Genomic DNA, 17502 nt, shown 5'->3' with positions numbered 1-17502 from the left:
AATTGTCGGACAGTCCCACCCCAGAGCCTTCTCGCTAACCCCGTCGGACAGGCCGAGGGTTAAAAAGCGTCTTATAAATGAGACACCGCCCTCGGCTATACTCTCCGCATTTCGATCAGGCACGAGGAATCACTGTGAAGAACTGGACGTTGCGCCAACGCATTTTGGCGAGCTTTGCGGTGATTATCGCCATCATGTTGCTGATGGTTGTCGTCTCTTATTCGCGGTTGCTGAAGATCGAGGCCAGTGAAAACAGCGTGCGTGATGACGCGATTCCCGGCGTCTATTACAGCTCGATGATCCGTGGCGCCTGGGTCGACAGCTATCTGCAGACGCAAGAACTGCTCGGGCTCAAGGAAGGTCAGGGGATTTCCAGCGAGGACGCGGCCGACTACAAGGCTTTCGAGGCGCGTTTGCAGGAGCAGATGGAGAACTATCGCAAGACGATGGCGACCGACGAGGACCGTACCGAGTTCGCCGCGTTCGAGAAGTACCACGACGCCTACATTCAGATTCAGGATGCCGTGCTTGATTTGCACAAACGCAACCTGGAAGCAGACGCGGTCAGGCTGTTCCACGACAAGCTCACGCCAACCTGGTATTCCGGGCGCATGAAACTCAACGACATCATCGGTGAAAACAAGAAAGTCGCCGATCAGGCCATGAACAATATCGACGAGGCGGTGGCGGCGGCCAAGGTCAGCATGTTCGTCTCGCTGCTGGTGGCTGTGCTGGCGGCCGGTGCCTGCGGCTTACTGTTGATGCGCGCGATCATGGCGCCGATGAACCGCATTGTGCAGATCCTCGAAACCATGCGCACCGGCGACCTCAGTTCGCGGCTCAACCTCGACCGCAAGGACGAGTTCGGCGCCGTCGAAACCGGCTTCAACGACATGATGACCGAACTGACCTCGCTGGTGTCGCAGGCCCAGCGCTCTTCTGTGCAGGTCACCACTTCGGTGACCGAAATCGCCGCCACCTCCAAGCAACAACAAGCCACTGCCACCGAAACCGCCGCGACCACCACCGAAATCGGCGCGACGTCCCGCGAGATTGCGGCCACCTCGCGCGATCTGGTGCGCACCATGACCGAAGTGTCCACCGCCGCCGATCAGGCCTCGGTGCTGGCCGGCTCCGGCCAGCAAGGCCTGGCGCGCATGGAAGACACCATGCACTCGGTGATGGGCGCAGCCGATCTGGTCAACGCCAAACTGGCGATCCTCAATGAGAAGGCCGGCAACATCAATCAGGTGGTGGTGACCATCGTCAAGGTTGCCGACCAGACCAACTTGTTGTCGCTCAACGCAGCGATTGAAGCCGAAAAGGCCGGTGAATACGGTCGCGGTTTTGCCGTGGTTGCCACCGAAGTACGGCGTCTGGCGGATCAGACCGCCGTGGCCACTTACGACATTGAACAGATGGTTCGTGAGATCCAGTCGGCGGTGTCGGCGGGTGTCATGGGCATGGACAAGTTCTCCGAAGAAGTGCGCCGTGGCATGTCCGAGGTGCAGCAGGTCGGCGAGCAGTTGTCGCAGATCATCCATCAGGTGCAGGCGCTGGCGCCGCGGGTGTTGATGGTCAACGAAGGCATGCAGGCCCAGGCCACCGGCGCCGAGCAGATCAACCACGCGCTGGTGCAGTTGGGCGATGCCAGCAGCCAGACCGTCGAGTCCCTGCGTCAGGCCAGTTTCGCCATCGACGAACTGAGCCAGGTGGCCGTCGGGCTGCGCAGCGGCGTTTCGCGATTCAAAGTCTGATGAGCGAAATCCTCGCCAAACGCAGCGCCGCGCAGGTGGCGAAGCCGGCGTTATTCCTGCTGTTTCGCATCGGCAGCGAGCGCTACGCCTTGCGCGCCACCGAAGTGGCGGAAGTGCTGCCGCGCCTGCCGCTCAAGCCAATCGCCCGGGCGCCGCAGTGGGTCGCCGGGGTGTTTGCCTATCGCGGTGCGGTGGTGCCGGTGATCGACCTCAGTGCGCTGACCTTCGGTCATCCCGCCGAGGCGCGCACCAGCACCCGTCTGGTATTGGTCAATTATCGGCCGGATGAAGCGCAACCCGCGCAATGGCTCGGGCTGATTCTGGAACAGGCCACCGACACCTTGCGTTGCCATCCTCAGGAATTCCAGCCTTACGGCCTCGACAACCGCGCGGCGCCGTACCTCGGCCCGGTGCGTGAAGATGCCCAGGGATTGGTGCAATGGGTTCGGGTCAATGACTTGCTCGATGACGCCGTGCGCAGGTTGCTGTTCCCCGATCCGCCGCTGAGTCCGGCGCAGCTTGAGGCGCAGGCATGAGCAGTGATCAGCGCTTTTTCGACTTTCTCAAGGAGCGCATCGGCCTCGATGTGACCTCGGTTGGCCCGGCGATCATCGAGCGCGCTGTGCGCCAGCGCACAACGCTGTCGCAAGCCGCGCATGCCGATGAGTATTGGCAATTGCTGCAAGGCTCGCGAGACGAGCAACAGGCGCTGATCGAAGCGGTGATCGTCCCCGAGACGTGGTTTTTCCGTTATCCAGAGTCCTTTGCCACGCTGGGCAAACTGGCGCGCAATCGTCTCGCTGAACTGAACAACATGCGCGCACTGCGCATCCTCAGCCTGCCGTGTTCCACCGGCGAAGAGCCTTATTCGATTGCCATGGCCTTGCTCGATGTCGGGCTCAAACCGCATCAGTTCAAGGTCGATGGCATGGACGTCAGCCCGCTGTCGGTGGAGAAGGCGCGGCGTGCGCTGTATGGCAAGAATTCGTTTCGCGGCCAGGATCTGGACTTTCGCGAACGGCATTTCACGCCTGAGCAGGACGGCCATCGGGTCAATGACTATGTGCGTGAGCAAGTGCGTTTGCAGGTCGGCAATGTGCTCGATCCGACGCTGCTGACCAGCGAGCCAGCGTTCGATTTCGTGTTCTGCCGCAACCTGCTGATCTATTTCGACCAGCCGACGCAGAAGCAGGTGTTCGAGGTGCTCAAGCGCCTGACCCATTTCGATGGCGTGCTGTTTATCGGGCCGGCCGAGGGCAGTTTGCTTGGGCGCTTGGGCATGCGTTCGATCGGTATCCCGCAATCCTTCGCGTTCAGCCGCCACAACGATCCGCACCCCGAGCCGTTGCCGACACCTAAACCTGTCACGTTGCCTGTCAGTCTGCCGCCACGCAGCATACCGCCAGCGCTGGTGCGCCAGCGACCGTTTGCCTCCGTGACGCCACTGTCGACCGCCAGCAAAGGCGCGAACCCGGATGCGGCGACCCTGCTGGCCAATATCGCCGCGCTGGCCAACGAAGGCAAAAGCGCTGAAGCCCGGACGGCCTGCGAACAGTATCTGCGCAGCCATGAACCGGTGGCTCAGGTGTTTTACTGGCTCGGTCTGCTCAGCGACGTCGCCGGCCTGACCCTCGAAGCTCAGGGCTTCTACCGCAAGGCGTTGTACCTCGAACCGCAACACCCTGAAGCGTTGATGCACCTGGCCGCGTTGTTGCAGGCCCAGGGCGATACAGCGGGTGCCAGACGATTGCAGGAGCGTGCCGCCCGCAGCGGCCGCACCGCCGACAGTGAGCGTAAACGATGATCCCGTCCGACACCTTGAACGTCACCCACGAAGACGCCCGGGCCATCGACGATTGCTGGAACCGCATCGGCATTCACGGCGACAAGTCCTGTCCGCTGCTGGAAGAGCATATTCATTGCCGCAATTGTTCGGTGTATTCCGCCGCCGCCACGCGCCTGCTCGACCGTTATGCGTTGCAACAGGACGAACGCGACCCGGTGGCGATCGCTGTCGAAAGCGATGTGAAAACCCGCTCGTTGCTGATGTTCCGTCTCGGCGAAGAATGGCTGGGGCTGGCGACGCGCAGCCTCGTCGAAGTCGCGCCACTGCAGGCGATTCACTCGCTGCCGCACCAGCGCTCACGCGCATTGCTCGGTGTGGCCAATGTGCGTGGTGCGCTGGTGGCCTGCCTGTCGCTGGTTGAATTGCTCGATCTGGATGGCAACGCCGCGCCAGCCACCGGCGCGCGCATCATGCCGCGCATGCTGATCATCACCGCCCGTGGCGGGCCGGTGGTGGTGCCGGTGGATGAGGTCGACGGTATTCATGCCATCGACGAGCGCATTCTTGATGCCGCCTCGCAATCCGGCGCGCAAGCCAGTGCCAAATACACCCGTGGTGTTCTGCAGTATCGCGGTCGCAGCCTGCGTTGGCTGGATGAAGAACAGCTGCTGTCCGCCGTGACCCGGAGCCTCACATGACCCCCGAGCAAATGCGCGACGCCTCGCTGCTTGAGCTGTTCAGCCTTGAAGCCGAAGCCCAGACCCAAGTGCTCAGCGCCGGATTGCTGGCCCTGGAGCGCAACCCGACCCAGGCCGATCAACTGGAATCGTGCATGCGCGCGGCGCATTCGCTCAAAGGCGCGGCGCGAATTGTTGGCATCGATAGCGGCGTCAGCGTCGCCCATGTCATGGAAGATTGCCTGGTCAGCGCCCAGGAGGGGCGCTTGTTGTTGCGGCCCGAACACATCGATGCGCTGTTGCAGGGCACCGATTTGCTGATGCGCATCGCCACCCCGACCAATGCGCCGCAGCCGAGCGATATTGAAACTTACGTGGCGTTGATGGCGGGTTTGCTCGATCCGTCGACGCCGCTGGCAGCGTTTGTTGCGCCGCCGATGGCCGAGTTGCAACTTCAAGCGCCGCCCGTATTTGAACTGACGCCAGCGCCGATCATTGAAGCCCCGGTCGAACCCTCTGAACCGGCGCCACGCAAAAGCAAACGCACCACCGAAGGTGGCGAACGGGTGCTGCGGGTCACCGCTGAACGCCTGAACAGTTTGCTCGATCTGTCGAGCAAGTCGCTGGTGGAAACCCAGCGCCTCAAACCGCATCTGGCGACCATGCAGCGCCTCAAACGCATGCAGAACAACGGCTTGCGTGCGCTGGAAAATCTCAACGTGCACCTCAAGGAGCACGCGCTGAGCCTTGAAGCGCTCGAAGCCTTGGAAGACGCGCGCCGTTTGCTCGCCGAATCCCAGCAATTGCTTAGCGAGAAAAACGCCGAACTCGACGAGTTCGCCTGGCAGGCCAGCCAGCGCGCACAAGTGCTCTACGACACGGCGTTGGCCTGCCGCATGCGGCCCTTTGCCGATGTGCTCACCGGTCAGGTGCGCATGGTCCGCGATCTGGGTCGCAGCCTCGGCAAACAGGTACGCCTGGAGATCGAAGGCGAGAAAACCCAGGTCGATCGCGATGTGCTGGAAAAGCTCGAAGCACCGCTGACGCATTTGCTGCGCAACGCGGTCGATCATGGCATCGAAACCCCGGAGCAACGGCTGCTCAAGGGCAAACCGGAAGAAGGCCTGATCCGCCTGCGCGCCTCGCATCAGGCCGGTCTGCTAGTGCTGGAGTTGAGCGATGACGGCAATGGTGTCGACTTGGAGACGGTCCGCCGCAGCATTGTCGAGCGGCAGTTATCTCCAGCCGAAACCGCTGCGCAACTGAGCGAAGAAGAACTGCTGACGTTCCTGTTCCTGCCTGGTTTCAGCTTGCGCGACACGGTCACCGAAGTGTCTGGGCGGGGCGTTGGCCTCGATGCCGTTCAGCACATGGTTCGCCAGTTGCGCGGGGCCGTGGTGCTGGAGCAAACGGCGGGCGAGGGCAGTCGCTTTCATCTGGAAGTACCGCTGACCTTGTCGGTGGTGCGCAGTCTGGTGGTGGAAGTTGGCGAAGAGGCCTACGCCTTCCCGCTGGCGCACATCGAGCGCATGTGCGATCTGGCGCCGGAGGACATCGTGCAGGTCGAAGGCCGTCAGCATTTCTGGCACGAAGGCCAGCACGTCGGACTGGTGGCGGCCAGCCAGTTACTGAATCGTCCGGCCAGCCAGAACAGTGGTGAAACCCTCAAAGTCGTGGTGATCCGTGAGCGTGATGCGGTTTATGGCGTTGCCGTGGAGCGCTTTATTGGCGAACGCACGCTGGTGGTCTTGCCGCTCGATGAGCGTCTGGGCAAAGTGCAGGACATCTCCGCCGGCGCCTTGCTTGATGACGGCTCGGTGGTGCTGATCGTCGACGTCGAAGACATGCTGCGCTCAGTGGACAAACTGCTCAATACCGGGCGCCTTGAGCGCATCGCGCGTCGCGGCAATCAAGCTGCCGAGGCGGCGCGCAAGCGGGTGCTGGTGGTTGACGACTCGCTGACCGTGCGCGAGCTGCAACGCAAACTGCTGCTCAATCGCGGCTACGATGTCGCGGTGGCGGTGGACGGCATGGACGGCTGGAACGCGCTGCGTTCGGAGGACTTCGATTTGCTGATCACCGACATCGACATGCCGCGCATGGACGGCATCGAGCTGGTCACGCTGCTGCGCCGCGACAACCGCCTGCAATCGCTGCCGGTGATGGTCGTGTCGTACAAGGACCGTGAAGAGGACCGCCGCCGTGGCCTCGATGCCGGCGCCGACTATTATTTGGCCAAAGCCAGTTTTCATGACGACGCCCTGCTCGACGCAGTGGTCGAGCTGATCGGAGGAGCGCGGGCATGAAGATCGCAATCGTCAATGACATGCCCATGGCGGTGGAGGCCCTGCGCCGGGCGCTGGCCTTCGAGCCGGCGCATCAGGTGGTCTGGGTCGCCCGCAATGGCGCCGAGGCGGTGCAACTGTGCGCCGAAAATACCCCAGACCTGATACTGATGGACCTGATCATGCCGGTGATGGACGGCGTCGAAGCCACGCGCCGGATCATGGCCGAAACCCCGTGCGCGATCGTCATTGTGACGGTCGACCGCCAGCAGAACGTGCACCGGGTCTTCGAAGCCATGGGCCACGGCGCGCTGGACGTGGTCGATACCCCGGCGCTCGGCGCCGGCAATGCCCAGGAAGCGGCGGCGCCGTTGCTGCGCAAGATCCTCAATATCGGCTGGCTGATCGGCGAGAAACCCACGCGTTCGCGGCCGACGCCGACGGCCCAGCGCAGTTCTGCGTCGTGTCAGCGACTGGTGGCGATCGGCTCATCTGCAGGCGGTCCGGCGGCGCTGGAGGTGCTGCTTAAAGGCTTGCCCAAGGATTTCTCGGCGGCGATTGTGCTAGTGCAGCATGTCGATCAGGTCTTTGCTGCCGGCATGGCCGAATGGCTGGCCAGCGCCAGTGGCCTCGATGTGCGCCTGGCCCGTGAAGGCGAACCGCCGCAGGCCGGTGCCGTGTTGCTGGCCGGCACCAATCACCATATTCGCTTGTTGAAAAACGGCACGCTGGCCTACACCGCCGAGCCGGTCAACGAGATCTACCGCCCCTCGATCGATGTGTTTTTCGACAGTGTCGCCAGTTATTGGAACGGCGACGCGATCGGGGTTTTATTGACCGGGATGGGGCGCGACGGCGCGCAAGGGCTTAAGCTCATGCGCCAGCAGGGTTATTTGACCATCGCGCAGGATCAGCAAAGCAGTGCGGTGTACGGCATGCCCAAGGCTGCCGCGGCGATCGATGCCGCGGTTGAAATCCGTGCGCTGGAAAAGATAGCGCCACGATTGCTGGAGGTTTTTCCCAAATGAACAGGTTTATCCGCAATCCTGGCCCCCGCAGTACTCAGGTGACCGCCCATGAATGACTTACAGATCGACGACATTAAAACCGACGAAAACGCCGCCATGGTGTTGTTGGTGGACGATCAGGCGATGATCGGCGAAGCGGTGCGCCGTGGGCTGTCGAATCAAGAAAACATCGACTTCCACTTCTGCTCCGACCCGCAGCAGGCCATTGCCCAGGCGGTGCGGATCAAACCGACAGTGATCCTCCAGGACCTGGTGATGCCCGGCCTCGATGGCCTGAGCCTGGTGCGCGAATACCGCAATCACCCGGCGACCAAGGACATCCCGATCATCGTCCTGTCGACCAAGGAAGACCCGCTGATCAAGAGCGCGGCGTTCTCTGCCGGCGCCAACGATTACCTGGTGAAACTGCCGGATACCATCGAACTGGTGGCGCGCATCCGCTATCACTCGCGCTCGTACATGACCTTGCTGCAGCGCGATGCCGCGTACCGCGCGCTGCGCGTCAGCCAGCAGCAATTGCTCGACACCAATCTGGTGCTGCAACGCCTGATGAACTCCGACGGCCTGACCGGGCTGTCCAACCGCCGGCACTTCGACGAGTACCTGGAACTGGAGTGGCGCCGCTCGTTGCGGGAACAGAGTCAGTTGTCGCTGTTGATGATCGACGTCGATTACTTCAAGTCCTACAACGACAGCTTTGGTCACGTTGAAGGCGATGAAGCGTTACGCAAGGTCGCTACGGCGATCCGCGAGGCCAGCGCACGACCGTCGGATCTGCCGGCGCGTTATGGCGGTGAGGAGTTTGTGCTGGTGCTGCCGAACACCTCGCCGGGCGGCGCGCGGCTGGTCGCGGAGAAACTGCGCCAGACCGTGGCATCCTTGAAAATCCCGCACAACACCCCGGCGGAAGGGGCGAGCCTGACCATCAGTATTGGTCTGGCGACGATGGTGCCGCAGGCGGGCAGTGATTGCCGGTTGCTGATTTCGGCGGCGGATCGTGGGTTGTATCTGGCCAAGAACAATGGGCGTAATCAGGTCGGGATCGAGTAACGGCCGGCCCTCACCCCAACCCTCTCCCGGAGGGAGAGGGGGCAGACCGAGGTGTCTTGGGTTCTGCATCGACCTGAAAGACCTCGGCGATTATGGATCTGTAAGCGTGGCGATCATTGATTCGGCAAAGCCCTTTCACGTCGGCGTACCTCTCAAATATCCCCCAATCGGTCCCCTCTACCTCTGGGAGAGGGTTAGGGTGAGGGCAAAGGCTTTAATGATCCCCACACCCGCCAGACGGGCTGCCGTCACAGCCTGATTACGTTATACTCGCCGGCTTTCAAAAGTTCGCCAACGAGTGCTGCCCGTCATGGAAATCAACCCGATCCTGAACACCATCAAGGACCTGTCCGAGCGCTCCGAAACTATTCGGGGGTATCTTTGACTACGATCAAAAGCATGAGCGTCTGACCGAAGTCAATCGCGAGCTTGAAGATCCGAGCGTCTGGAACAAACCTGAATACGCCCAGGAACTGGGCCGCGAGCGCGCCGCGCTGGCGCAGATCGTCGATACCCTCGACGAACTGAACGGCGGTCTGGCCGATTGCCGCGACCTGCTGGACATGGCCGTCGAAGAAAACGACGAAGGCGCAGTGGGCGATGTCGTCGCCGAGCTGGCCCGTCTCGAGGAAAATCTGGCCAAGCTGGAATTCCGCCGCATGTTCAGCCATGAAATGGACCCGAACAACGCCTACCTGGACATCCAGGCCGGTTCCGGCGGCACCGAAGCCCAGGACTGGGCCAACATCCTGCTGCGCATGTACCTGCGCTGGGCGGACAAACGCGGGTTCGACGCGACCATCATGGAACTGTCGGCCGGTGAAGTCGCCGGTATCAAAGGTGCGACCGTGCACATCAAGGGCGAATACGCCTTTGGCTGGCTGCGTACCGAAATCGGCGTACACCGTCTGGTGCGCAAGAGCCCGTTCGACTCCGGCAACCGTCGCCACACCTCGTTCTCCGCGGTTTTCGTCTCGCCAGAGATCGATGACAAGGTGGAAATCGAAATCAACCCGGCAGACTTGCGGATCGACACCTATCGTTCCTCCGGTGCCGGTGGTCAGCACGTAAACACCACCGACTCGGCCGTACGTATCACTCACGTACCGACCAACACCGTGGTCAGCTGCCAGAACGAACGTTCCCAGCACGCCAACAAGGACACCGCCATGAAAATGCTGCGGGCCAAGTTGTACGAGCAGGAAATGCAGAAACGCAACGCCGCGTCGCAAGCGCTGGAAGACACCAAGTCGGACATCGGCTGGGGTCACCAGATTCGCTCGTACGTGCTCGATGCGTCGCGGATCAAGGATCTGCGCACCAACATCGAACGCAGCGACTGCGACAAGGTACTCGACGGCGATATCGACGAATACCTGTATGCCAGCCTGAAATCCGGGCTGTAAAAGACGCATTACAGGATCGGCTGATTCAACCCGATCCCTGTAGGAGCCAGCCTGCTGGCGATCCCCGGGCCGCAAGGCCCGGGGGCAACGAACCTGATGGAATATCTAAAGACATGAGCGACCAACAACTCGACCCGCAAGCCCTGCAACAGGAAGAAAACTCCCTGATCGCCCTGCGCAAGGAAAAGCTGGCTGCCGAGCGCGCCAAGGGCAACGCCTTCCCGAACGACTTCCGCCGCGACAACTACTGCGATGCTCTGCAGAAACAGTACGCGGACAAGACCAAGGAAGAGCTGGCAGAGGCTGCAATCCCGGTCAAGGTTGCCGGTCGCATCATGCTCAACCGTGGCTCGTTCATGGTGATCCAGGACATGACCGGTCGCATCCAGGTCTACGTCAACCGTAAAACTCTGTCGGAAGACACCCTGGCTGCGGTGAAAACCTGGGACATGGGCGACATCATCGCCGCCGAAGGCACCCTCGCGCGTTCCGGCAAGGGCGACCTGTACGTTGAAATGACCAGCGTGCGTCTGCTGACCAAGTCGCTGCGTCCGCTGCCGGACAAGCACCACGGCCTGACCGACACCGAACAGCGCTACCGTCAGCGCTACGTTGACCTGATCGTCAACGAAGACGTGCGCCAGACCTTCCGCGTGCGTTCGCAAGTGATCGCGCACATCCGCAGCTTCCTGATGAAGCGCGACTTCCTCGAAGTCGAAACGCCGATGCTGCAGACCATTCCGGGCGGCGCTGCGGCCAAGCCGTTCGAAACCCACCACAACGCGCTGGACATGGAAATGTTCCTGCGTATCGCGCCAGAGCTGTATCTGAAGCGTCTGGTGGTTGGTGGTTTTGAAAAGGTTTTCGAGATCAACCGCAACTTCCGCAACGAAGGCGTTTCGACTCGTCACAACCCTGAATTCACCATGTTGGAGTTCTACCAGGCGTACGCCGACTACGAAGACAACATGGACCTGACCGAAGAACTGTTCCGTGAACTGGCGCAACTGGTTCTGGGCAGCACCGACGTGCCGTACGGCGACAAGGTGTTCCACTTCGGCGAGCCGTTTGTACGTCTGTCGGTGTTCGACTCGATCCTCAAGTACAACCCTGAGCTGACTGCCGATGATCTGAACGACATCGACAAGGCCCGCGCCATCGCCAAGAAGGCCGGCGCCAAGGTGCTGGGCTTCGAAGGTCTGGGCAAACTGCAGGTGATGATTTTCGAAGAACTGGTCGAGCACAAGCTGGAACAGCCGCACTTCATCACTCAGTACCCGTTTGAAGTGTCGCCGCTGGCCCGTCGCAACGACGACAACCCGAACGTCACCGACCGCTTCGAGCTGTTCATCGGTGGCCGTGAAATCGCCAACGCCTACTCCGAGTTGAACGACGCGGAAGACCAGGCCGAGCGCTTCATGGCGCAGGTGGCCGACAAGGACGCCGGCGACGATGAAGCCATGCACTACGACGCCGACTTCGTGCGTGCGCTGGAGTACGGCATGCCGCCAACGGCCGGTGAAGGCATCGGCATCGACCGTCTGGTGATGTTGCTGACCAACTCGCCGTCGATCCGCGATGTGATCCTGTTCCCGCACATGCGACCGCAAGCGTAAACGTTTCAGTTAAAAAGCCGCCTAAAACAGGCGGCTTTTTATTGCCTGTCTGGTACAAATGTATCAATTGGTTACTTTTGAATTGCAGAGGAAGTTCTGTCGTGATGGGTGCAATAGCTCAAGAAGGTGCAGCGGGTATCGCCACTGCGGTCGCTGAAAGCGTTCAGTACCAGGGTCGCAAGGCCAGCCGACAGGGCAGTGAGCAGCGTCGCCAGGACATTCTCGACGCCGCGATGCGCATTGTCGTGCGTGACGGCGTGCGTGCCGTGCGCCACCGCGCGGTGGCGGCCGAGGCCGGAGTGCCGCTGTCGGCGACCACCTATTACTTCAAGGATATCGACGACCTGCTCACCGATACCTTCGCTCAATACGTTGAACGCAGCGCGGCGTACATGGCCAAGCTGTGGGTCAACAATGAAGGTCTGCTGCGCGAAATGGTCGTCAGTGGCGACGGCAGCCCCGAGTCGCGCTCGCAACTGGCTGATGACATTGCACGGTTGATGGCCGACTACGTGCATCGTCAGTTGGTTAACCGTCGTGAGCATTTGATGGCCGAACAGGCGTTCCGTCAGGAAGCGCTGCTCAACCCGCGTCTGGCGATTCTGGTGCGTTCGCATCAGCAGATTCTGTTGCAGGGCACTTGCCAGTTGTTCCAGGTGCTGGGCTCGCGTGAACCGCAACAGGATGCCAAGGTGTTGACGGCGATTATCGGTCGGATGGAATATCAGGGCCTGCTCAACGACGCCGAGCCTTTGGCCGAAGAGGACATGCTCGGCATTCTGACGCGCTATATGCACCTGGTGCTTGCGTCGGTGTAACGCAATCGTTGCCGCCTGACGCCGATCCCAATGTAGGAGCTGCCGAAGGCTGCGATCTTTTGATCTTGCTTTTAGAGACCAAGATCAAAAGATCGCAGCCTTCGGCAGCTCCTACAGGGGAAAGGTGTTTCAGATTCATAGGGAGTTTTGAATGAAAGCCTGGCGTGGCGTGCTGATCGCCTTGTCGTTCCTGCTGCTCAGTGGCTGTCTGGTGACTTTCAAGGAGCCGCTGACCGCCAGCGACCCGGCGCCCAAGGGCCTGCTCGGCAAATGGTCGAGCACCAACGCCTGGGGCGAGCCGATGAACCTTGAGCTGACGCGCCTGGGCAACGACCGCTATCAGGCTGTCACGTACTTCAAGGCCAAACCCCGCGAACGCGAAGCCTATCCCTTCACTGTGTCGCGCCATGGCAACCGCTGGTATCTGTCGGCGAAAGTCCCGGCGCAGTACGGTGGCCACTTCACCATCGCCGGCTTCGAACTCACCGACAAACACGAACTGGTGGTCTACAACCTCGATCTCGAGCAGATCAACCAGGCGATCAAACAAAAAGCCCTCGACGGTCAGGCCTTCCAGACCGACGATGGCGACGGCGTGCAGGTCGACAGTAACCTCGATAAGGTCTTTGCTTACCTCGACGATCCGGCCAATTCCGATGTCTTCGTGGAAGCCGTGCGCTACCAGCGCCAGGCCCGCGCCCAATAATTCATTACGTCAGGTTTTCTACAGGAGTTTCGGGTGGACGATTACCAGCAGACGATACGCATGTTGTCCGATCGCATTGTGCTGGCGCAGACGCCGATCCGTGTGCTCGACGCCGTCAAGTGGGACGAGAACATTCGCAAGGGGTTCCTCAAGGCCAAAGGCAAGGAAATGCCGGCGGTGGATCGCGACTATTACCTCAATCGGCCGCTGAGTTTTGATTCGAGCAAGGTCAAACTGGAGTTCCAGAACATCGAGCGCGACATCACCCGCCAGCTCGGTCAGTTCAACCCGGTCGGGCAGATCATGCGGCGCATGTGCAAGGAATACCGCATGGTGGTGCGCATGCTCGAAGCGCGCGGTACCGAGGATTTTGGCCTGATATCGCAAGAACTGTATGGCGCTGCGTCCGATGCGTTCCACGCCGGTGACCCGACCCTGGCTGACCTCGGCCTGATGATGTCCGACTACCTGAATAACATCGATGGCCGTGGCGATTTGAAGGATGAACCGAAAATCCTCACCGCCAAAGACGCTGTGCACTTGCTGCAGACCCGTTTGAACAAGGTGTTCGGCGAGGCCGAAGAAACCATCCGCGTGTTCGAGTCCGACGGTATCGTTGCTGACGCGGCGGCCGGTGCGGATTACATCAAGATCCGCACCGACGCGATGTTCAACGACCGCGACGTGCGCGCGCTGGAAGTCCACGAAGGCCTGGTCCACGTGGGCACCACGCTCAACGGTTTGAACCAGCCGATCTGCACCTTCCTGTCCAAAGGCCCACCGTCGTCGACGGTGACCCAGGAAGGCCTGGCGATCCTGATGGAAATCATCACCTTCGCCTCCTACCCGAGCCGCCTGCGCAAACTGACCAACCGCACCCGCGCCATTCATATGGTCGAGGAGGGCGCGGACTTCCTGCAGGTTTTCGAATTCTTCCGTGAGCAGGGCTTCGAGATGGCGGAAAGTTACGGCAATGCCAGTCGGGTTTTCCGTGGATCGACACCGACCGGTCTGCCATTTACCAAAGACTTGTCCTACCTCAAGGGCTTTATCATGGTTTACAACTACATTCAGTTGGCCGTGCGTAAGGGTAAGCTTGAACAGATTCCGTTGTTGTTCTGCGGCAAGACCACGCTGGAAGACATGCGTACCTTGCGCCAGCTGGTGGATGAAGGATTGGTGGTGCCGCCGAAGTATCTGCCTGACCAGTTCCGCGATTTGAATGCATTGTCGGCGTGGATGTGCTTCTCCAACTTTCTCAATCACTTGAGCCTGGACCGGATCGAAGCGGATTACTCCAATATCCTCTAACCCACACACTAGACCCCTGTAGGAGTGAGCCTGCTCGCGATAGCGGTGTGTCAATCAACACAAATAGCGACTGACACACCGCTATCGCGAGCAGGCTCACTCCTACAGTTTTTAATGGTGTTCCAACCTGAATTTTTGCGAGGTTTCACCGGATGAGAATCCTCGGCATCTTCTGCATGCTCCTGACCCTTGGCGGTTGCAGTTCGCTGTTGTTCTACCCCGAGCCGGGCCAGATATTTACCCCGGAAAAAGCCAAGCTCGAATACCGCACCGTCACCCTGGTCACGGCGGATGGCTTGAAGCTCAATGCCTGGTGGCTGCCGGCCAAATCCGGCGTCGAGGTCAAAGGTACCGTCCTGCATTTGCACGGCAACGGCGGCAATCTGCCTATGCATTTGGGCGGGAGCTGGTGGCTGCCGAAAAACGGCTATCAAGTGTTGTTGGTCGACTATCGCGGTTATGGCTTGTCCGAGGGCAAATCGAGCCTGCCGGCGATCTATCAAGACATCGACGCCGCGTTCGCCTGGCTGGACAAGGCGCCCGAGGTCAAAGGCAAGCCGCTGATTCTGCTCGGCCAAAGCCTCGGCGGTTCGATGGCCGTGCATTGGCTGGTGCAGCATCCCGAGCGGCAAAAACAGCTCAAGGCCTTTGTGCTCGACGGTGTGCCCGCCAGTTATCGCAGCGTCGGCCAGTATGCGCTGAGCACCTCGTGGCTGACCTGGCCATTCCAGGTGCCGTTGTCGTGGCTGGTGCCGGACAGCGACAGCGCGATCAACTCGATGCCGCAACTCAACGGCGTGCCAAAACTGATCTTCCACAGCATCGACGATCCACTGGTGCCGCTGTCCAACGGCATCCGGTTGTATCAAGCTGCGCCGCCACCGCGCGTGCTGCAACTGACCCGTGGCGGTCATGTGCAGACCTTCGGCGACCCGGTCTGGCGTCAGGTCATGCTGCGCTACCTCGACGATCCCGAGCATTTCAACGGCCTGCGCCGCCTCGGCGAAATCCCCAATTATCCGACACCCCCGAATTCTGAAGATGAGAGTCCGCAATGACTGAAGAACGTAACGCCATCCCGCTGATCATTACCGGTATCTGCAGCATCCTCGGCACCGTCGGGGCGCTGTGGTACTACGGCTACCTGCACTTTGCCAAACCCGAGGATGCGTTGCTGCTCAACGAATTCACCATGCTCAAGACTGTTCCGGGTGAAGACTACAAGGTCTCGCTGGACCCGGCGCCGCAAGTGGCGCAGTGCATTGATGGGGTGCTGGTGTTGTTCGATACCGAGCAGAAAGGTCTGACCGGTGTGCTGATCAACGCACAGAAAAAAGCCGTGCGCTGCATGGGCGAAGAAACCCCGCAGAAGCTGCAAGAGTGATTCTGCAGGTTCAGCCCTCACCCTAACCCTCTCCCAGAGGGAGAGGGGACTGACCGAGGTGTTCTTTCGCTATACGCCGACCTGATCCATTGTGTCGAACACAAATTCTGAAAGCAGCACAAATCAGCTCCCTCTCCCTCGGGAGAGGGCTGGGGTGAGGGGCTGCGATTTCAGCCCGCACAAAAAAAGCCCCGCCTGATCACTCAGGCGGGGCTTTTGGGTTACAGCAGGGCGCTTAGTTCGAGCTGACCGCCGAACGTGGCATCACTGGCTGGTTGTCGTTGGAAATGGTCACTTCCACACGACGGTTCATCGCACGGCCGGAAGCGCTGCCGTTCTCGGCAACCGGGTATTCCTTACCGTAGCCTTGGGTGACGATGCGCGCTGGATCAACGCCCATTTTCACCAGTGCGGTGCGCACGGAGTTGGCGCGACGCTCGGACAGCGACTGGTTGTGGCTCGCGGTCCCGGTGCTGTCGGTGTAACCCTCGACGATCACTTTGCGATCCGGGTTTTCCTGAAGGAACTGCGCCAGTTTGTTGATGTTGACCAGACCGCTGGATTTCAGGTCGGCACGGTCGGTGGCGAACAGCACGTCACCGAAAGTCACCAGCGTACCGCGATCGGTCTGCTTGGCGTTCAGGCTGTCCTGCAGCTGTTTGATCTGCTGATCACGCGCATCCAGACGTGCCTGGGCACGTTGAGCGGCAGCGTTCTTCAGATTGTTTTCAGCGGTGCGCAGGGCGATGGTCTGCTTGGCCACTTCCACACGCTGGTTGGTCAGGTAGGCCAGTTGGTCAACCTTGGCAGCGTCTTGCTTGTCCAGGTAGGCCTTGTCGGCCTTGTCCAGGTAATCGCTGGCGTCTTTGGTTTCCAGTGCCGCGACTTTGCTCGCCTGTGGGTTGGCTTGCAGGCCGGCGTAGTTGGTGCGCGCGTTTTCCAGGTTCGGATTAGGCGGGGTGGAGCAGGCAGCCAGAGCGACGCTTGCGGCGAGGAGAGCGGGGATCATCAGTTGCTTACGCATAATTTGTCGTCCTTTCTATCGGTAAGAGATTCAGCTTTGCGGTCGGGATGCGCGCTTACTGCACGGTGCGCTGACTTTCCTGACGCAGTTCCTGAACACCTTTCTGGGAATCCTTCACGGCTTGTTCAGCCTTGGCGGCCTGAGCCTTGCGTTCGGCGACGCGAGCGTCCCACTCGGCTTGCTCGGACAGGATGCGAGCTTCGTCATACTTCTTGTCGTGCATGGCGATTTCGGCTTGTTTCAGTTTGTCCTGCGCTTGCTTCATCTCAACGGCAGCGAACTCGGTACCGCCAGCGCTGACGGCGCTGTTCACAGCCGACTGGGTCACGGCGTATTGCTCGGTCGGTGGGTTACCGGCGCAACCGGCCAGTACGAAGCTGGTGCCGATGGCCAGAGCCGCCAGTTTCAGACCGCGCAGGTGGGTAAACGAGGTTTGGTTTTTCATGGTCTTCAACTCCATTAGGCATCTCCTGAAAACAACTGAATCCATCCTGGTCGAGGAGCCGAAAGCGTCGTGTGAATGGCGTTTTTGAAACGCTCGTTCCAGGCGTGGTTACAGGTTCCGACCGGAGGCGTTTTTCAAAAGTTCAGAAAAGATGGCCTATCGCCAAAATATTTTTTGACCGAATGGACAAGGCTCTAAAGCGGGAACTT

16 protein-coding genes are annotated in these 17502 nt (G+C 60.5%); 14 read left to right on the top strand and 2 right to left on the bottom strand.

The window, feature by feature from the left end; genetic code table 11:
* Positions 1-134: 134 nt before the first annotated feature.
* From H8F23_RS02215 to H8F23_RS02150, 14 genes are all read left to right on the top strand, one after another.
* Entirely contained in the window at positions 135-1757 is a 1623-nt protein-coding gene (locus H8F23_RS02215) for a methyl-accepting chemotaxis protein (RefSeq protein WP_194933272.1), read from the top strand.
* Entirely contained in the window at positions 1757-2293 is a 537-nt protein-coding gene (locus H8F23_RS02210) for a chemotaxis protein CheW (RefSeq protein WP_194933271.1), read from the top strand. The genes H8F23_RS02215 and H8F23_RS02210 overlap by 1 nt, the downstream gene beginning before the upstream one ends.
* Positions 2290-3561 carry a CheR family methyltransferase gene (locus tag H8F23_RS02205; RefSeq protein ID WP_194933270.1) on the top strand — a complete coding sequence of 424 codons (1272 nt, stop codon included), beginning with the start codon at positions 2290-2292 and terminating at the stop codon, positions 3559-3561. The genes H8F23_RS02210 and H8F23_RS02205 overlap by 4 nt, the downstream gene beginning before the upstream one ends.
* Positions 3558-4241, top strand: a complete 684-nt coding sequence (locus tag H8F23_RS02200) for a chemotaxis protein CheW (RefSeq protein ID WP_194933269.1) — start codon at positions 3558-3560, stop codon at positions 4239-4241. Before H8F23_RS02205 ends, H8F23_RS02200 begins: the two co-directional genes overlap by 4 nt.
* Positions 4238-6526 (top strand): hybrid sensor histidine kinase/response regulator, encoded by a 2289-nt coding sequence (locus H8F23_RS02195; protein WP_194933268.1) that lies wholly within the window; start codon positions 4238-4240, stop codon positions 6524-6526. Before H8F23_RS02200 ends, H8F23_RS02195 begins: the two co-directional genes overlap by 4 nt.
* A complete protein-coding gene (gene cheB / locus H8F23_RS02190; protein WP_194933267.1) occupies positions 6523-7533 on the top strand; it encodes a chemotaxis response regulator protein-glutamate methylesterase in 1011 nt (336 codons plus the stop codon). Before H8F23_RS02195 ends, cheB begins: the two co-directional genes overlap by 4 nt.
* A 48-nt stretch (positions 7534-7581) precedes the next feature.
* The gene (locus H8F23_RS02185; protein ID WP_093436712.1) at positions 7582-8583 is read left to right on the top strand and encodes a response regulator; all 1002 of its coding nucleotides are present in this window, start codon (positions 7582-7584) and stop codon (positions 8581-8583) included.
* 310 nt (positions 8584-8893) lie between these two features.
* Positions 8894-9989 (top strand): peptide chain release factor 2 gene (gene prfB / locus H8F23_RS02180; protein ID WP_102900567.1). Its coding sequence is split into 2 segments (ribosomal slippage): positions 8894-8965 and positions 8967-9989, totalling 1095 coding nucleotides; the frame shifts between segments, so codons are not numbered across the junction.
* A 113-nt stretch (positions 9990-10102) separates the two neighbouring features.
* Positions 10103-11605, top strand: coding sequence for a lysine--tRNA ligase (gene lysS / locus H8F23_RS02175; RefSeq protein WP_194933266.1), 1503 nt, complete (start codon positions 10103-10105; stop codon positions 11603-11605).
* A gap of 104 nt (positions 11606-11709) precedes the next feature.
* Positions 11710-12423 carry a TetR/AcrR family transcriptional regulator gene (locus H8F23_RS02170; protein ID WP_034154855.1) on the top strand — a complete coding sequence of 238 codons (714 nt, stop codon included), beginning with the start codon at positions 11710-11712 and terminating at the stop codon, positions 12421-12423.
* Between the two features lie 151 nt (positions 12424-12574).
* Complete coding sequence (locus tag H8F23_RS02165; RefSeq protein ID WP_095050373.1) at positions 12575-13129, top strand: hypothetical protein; 555 nt, start codon at positions 12575-12577, stop codon at positions 13127-13129.
* A 60-nt stretch (positions 13130-13189) separates the two neighbouring features.
* Complete coding sequence (locus tag H8F23_RS02160; RefSeq protein WP_175559644.1) at positions 13190-14440, top strand: flavohemoglobin expression-modulating QEGLA motif protein; 1251 nt, start codon at positions 13190-13192, stop codon at positions 14438-14440.
* Positions 14441-14592: 152 nt separating this feature from the next.
* Positions 14593-15498: an alpha/beta hydrolase gene (locus H8F23_RS02155; protein WP_194933265.1), complete on the top strand. Its 906-nt coding sequence runs from the start codon at positions 14593-14595 to the stop codon at positions 15496-15498.
* Positions 15495-15824, top strand: coding sequence for a hypothetical protein (locus tag H8F23_RS02150; protein ID WP_194933264.1), 330 nt, complete (start codon positions 15495-15497; stop codon positions 15822-15824). Before H8F23_RS02155 ends, H8F23_RS02150 begins: the two co-directional genes overlap by 4 nt.
* Before the next feature lie 235 nt (positions 15825-16059).
* On the opposite strand, the gene H8F23_RS02145 is transcribed toward H8F23_RS02150, so the two are convergent.
* Positions 16060-16848 carry an OmpA family protein gene (locus H8F23_RS02145; RefSeq protein ID WP_007908901.1) on the bottom strand — a complete coding sequence of 263 codons (789 nt, stop codon included), beginning with the start codon at positions 16846-16848 and terminating at the stop codon, positions 16060-16062.
* Between the two features lie 55 nt (positions 16849-16903).
* Entirely contained in the window at positions 16904-17308 is a 405-nt protein-coding gene (locus H8F23_RS02140) for a DUF4398 domain-containing protein (RefSeq protein WP_093436697.1), read from the bottom strand.
* Positions 17309-17502 lie beyond the last annotated feature (194 nt).

Origin of the sequence: Pseudomonas neuropathica (genome assembly GCF_015461835.1) — a bacterium.
In the GTDB taxonomy this organism is placed as follows: Bacteria; Pseudomonadota; Gammaproteobacteria; order Pseudomonadales; family Pseudomonadaceae; genus Aquipseudomonas; species Aquipseudomonas neuropathica.
This window is presented reverse-complemented; position numbering and strand designations above follow the sequence as displayed.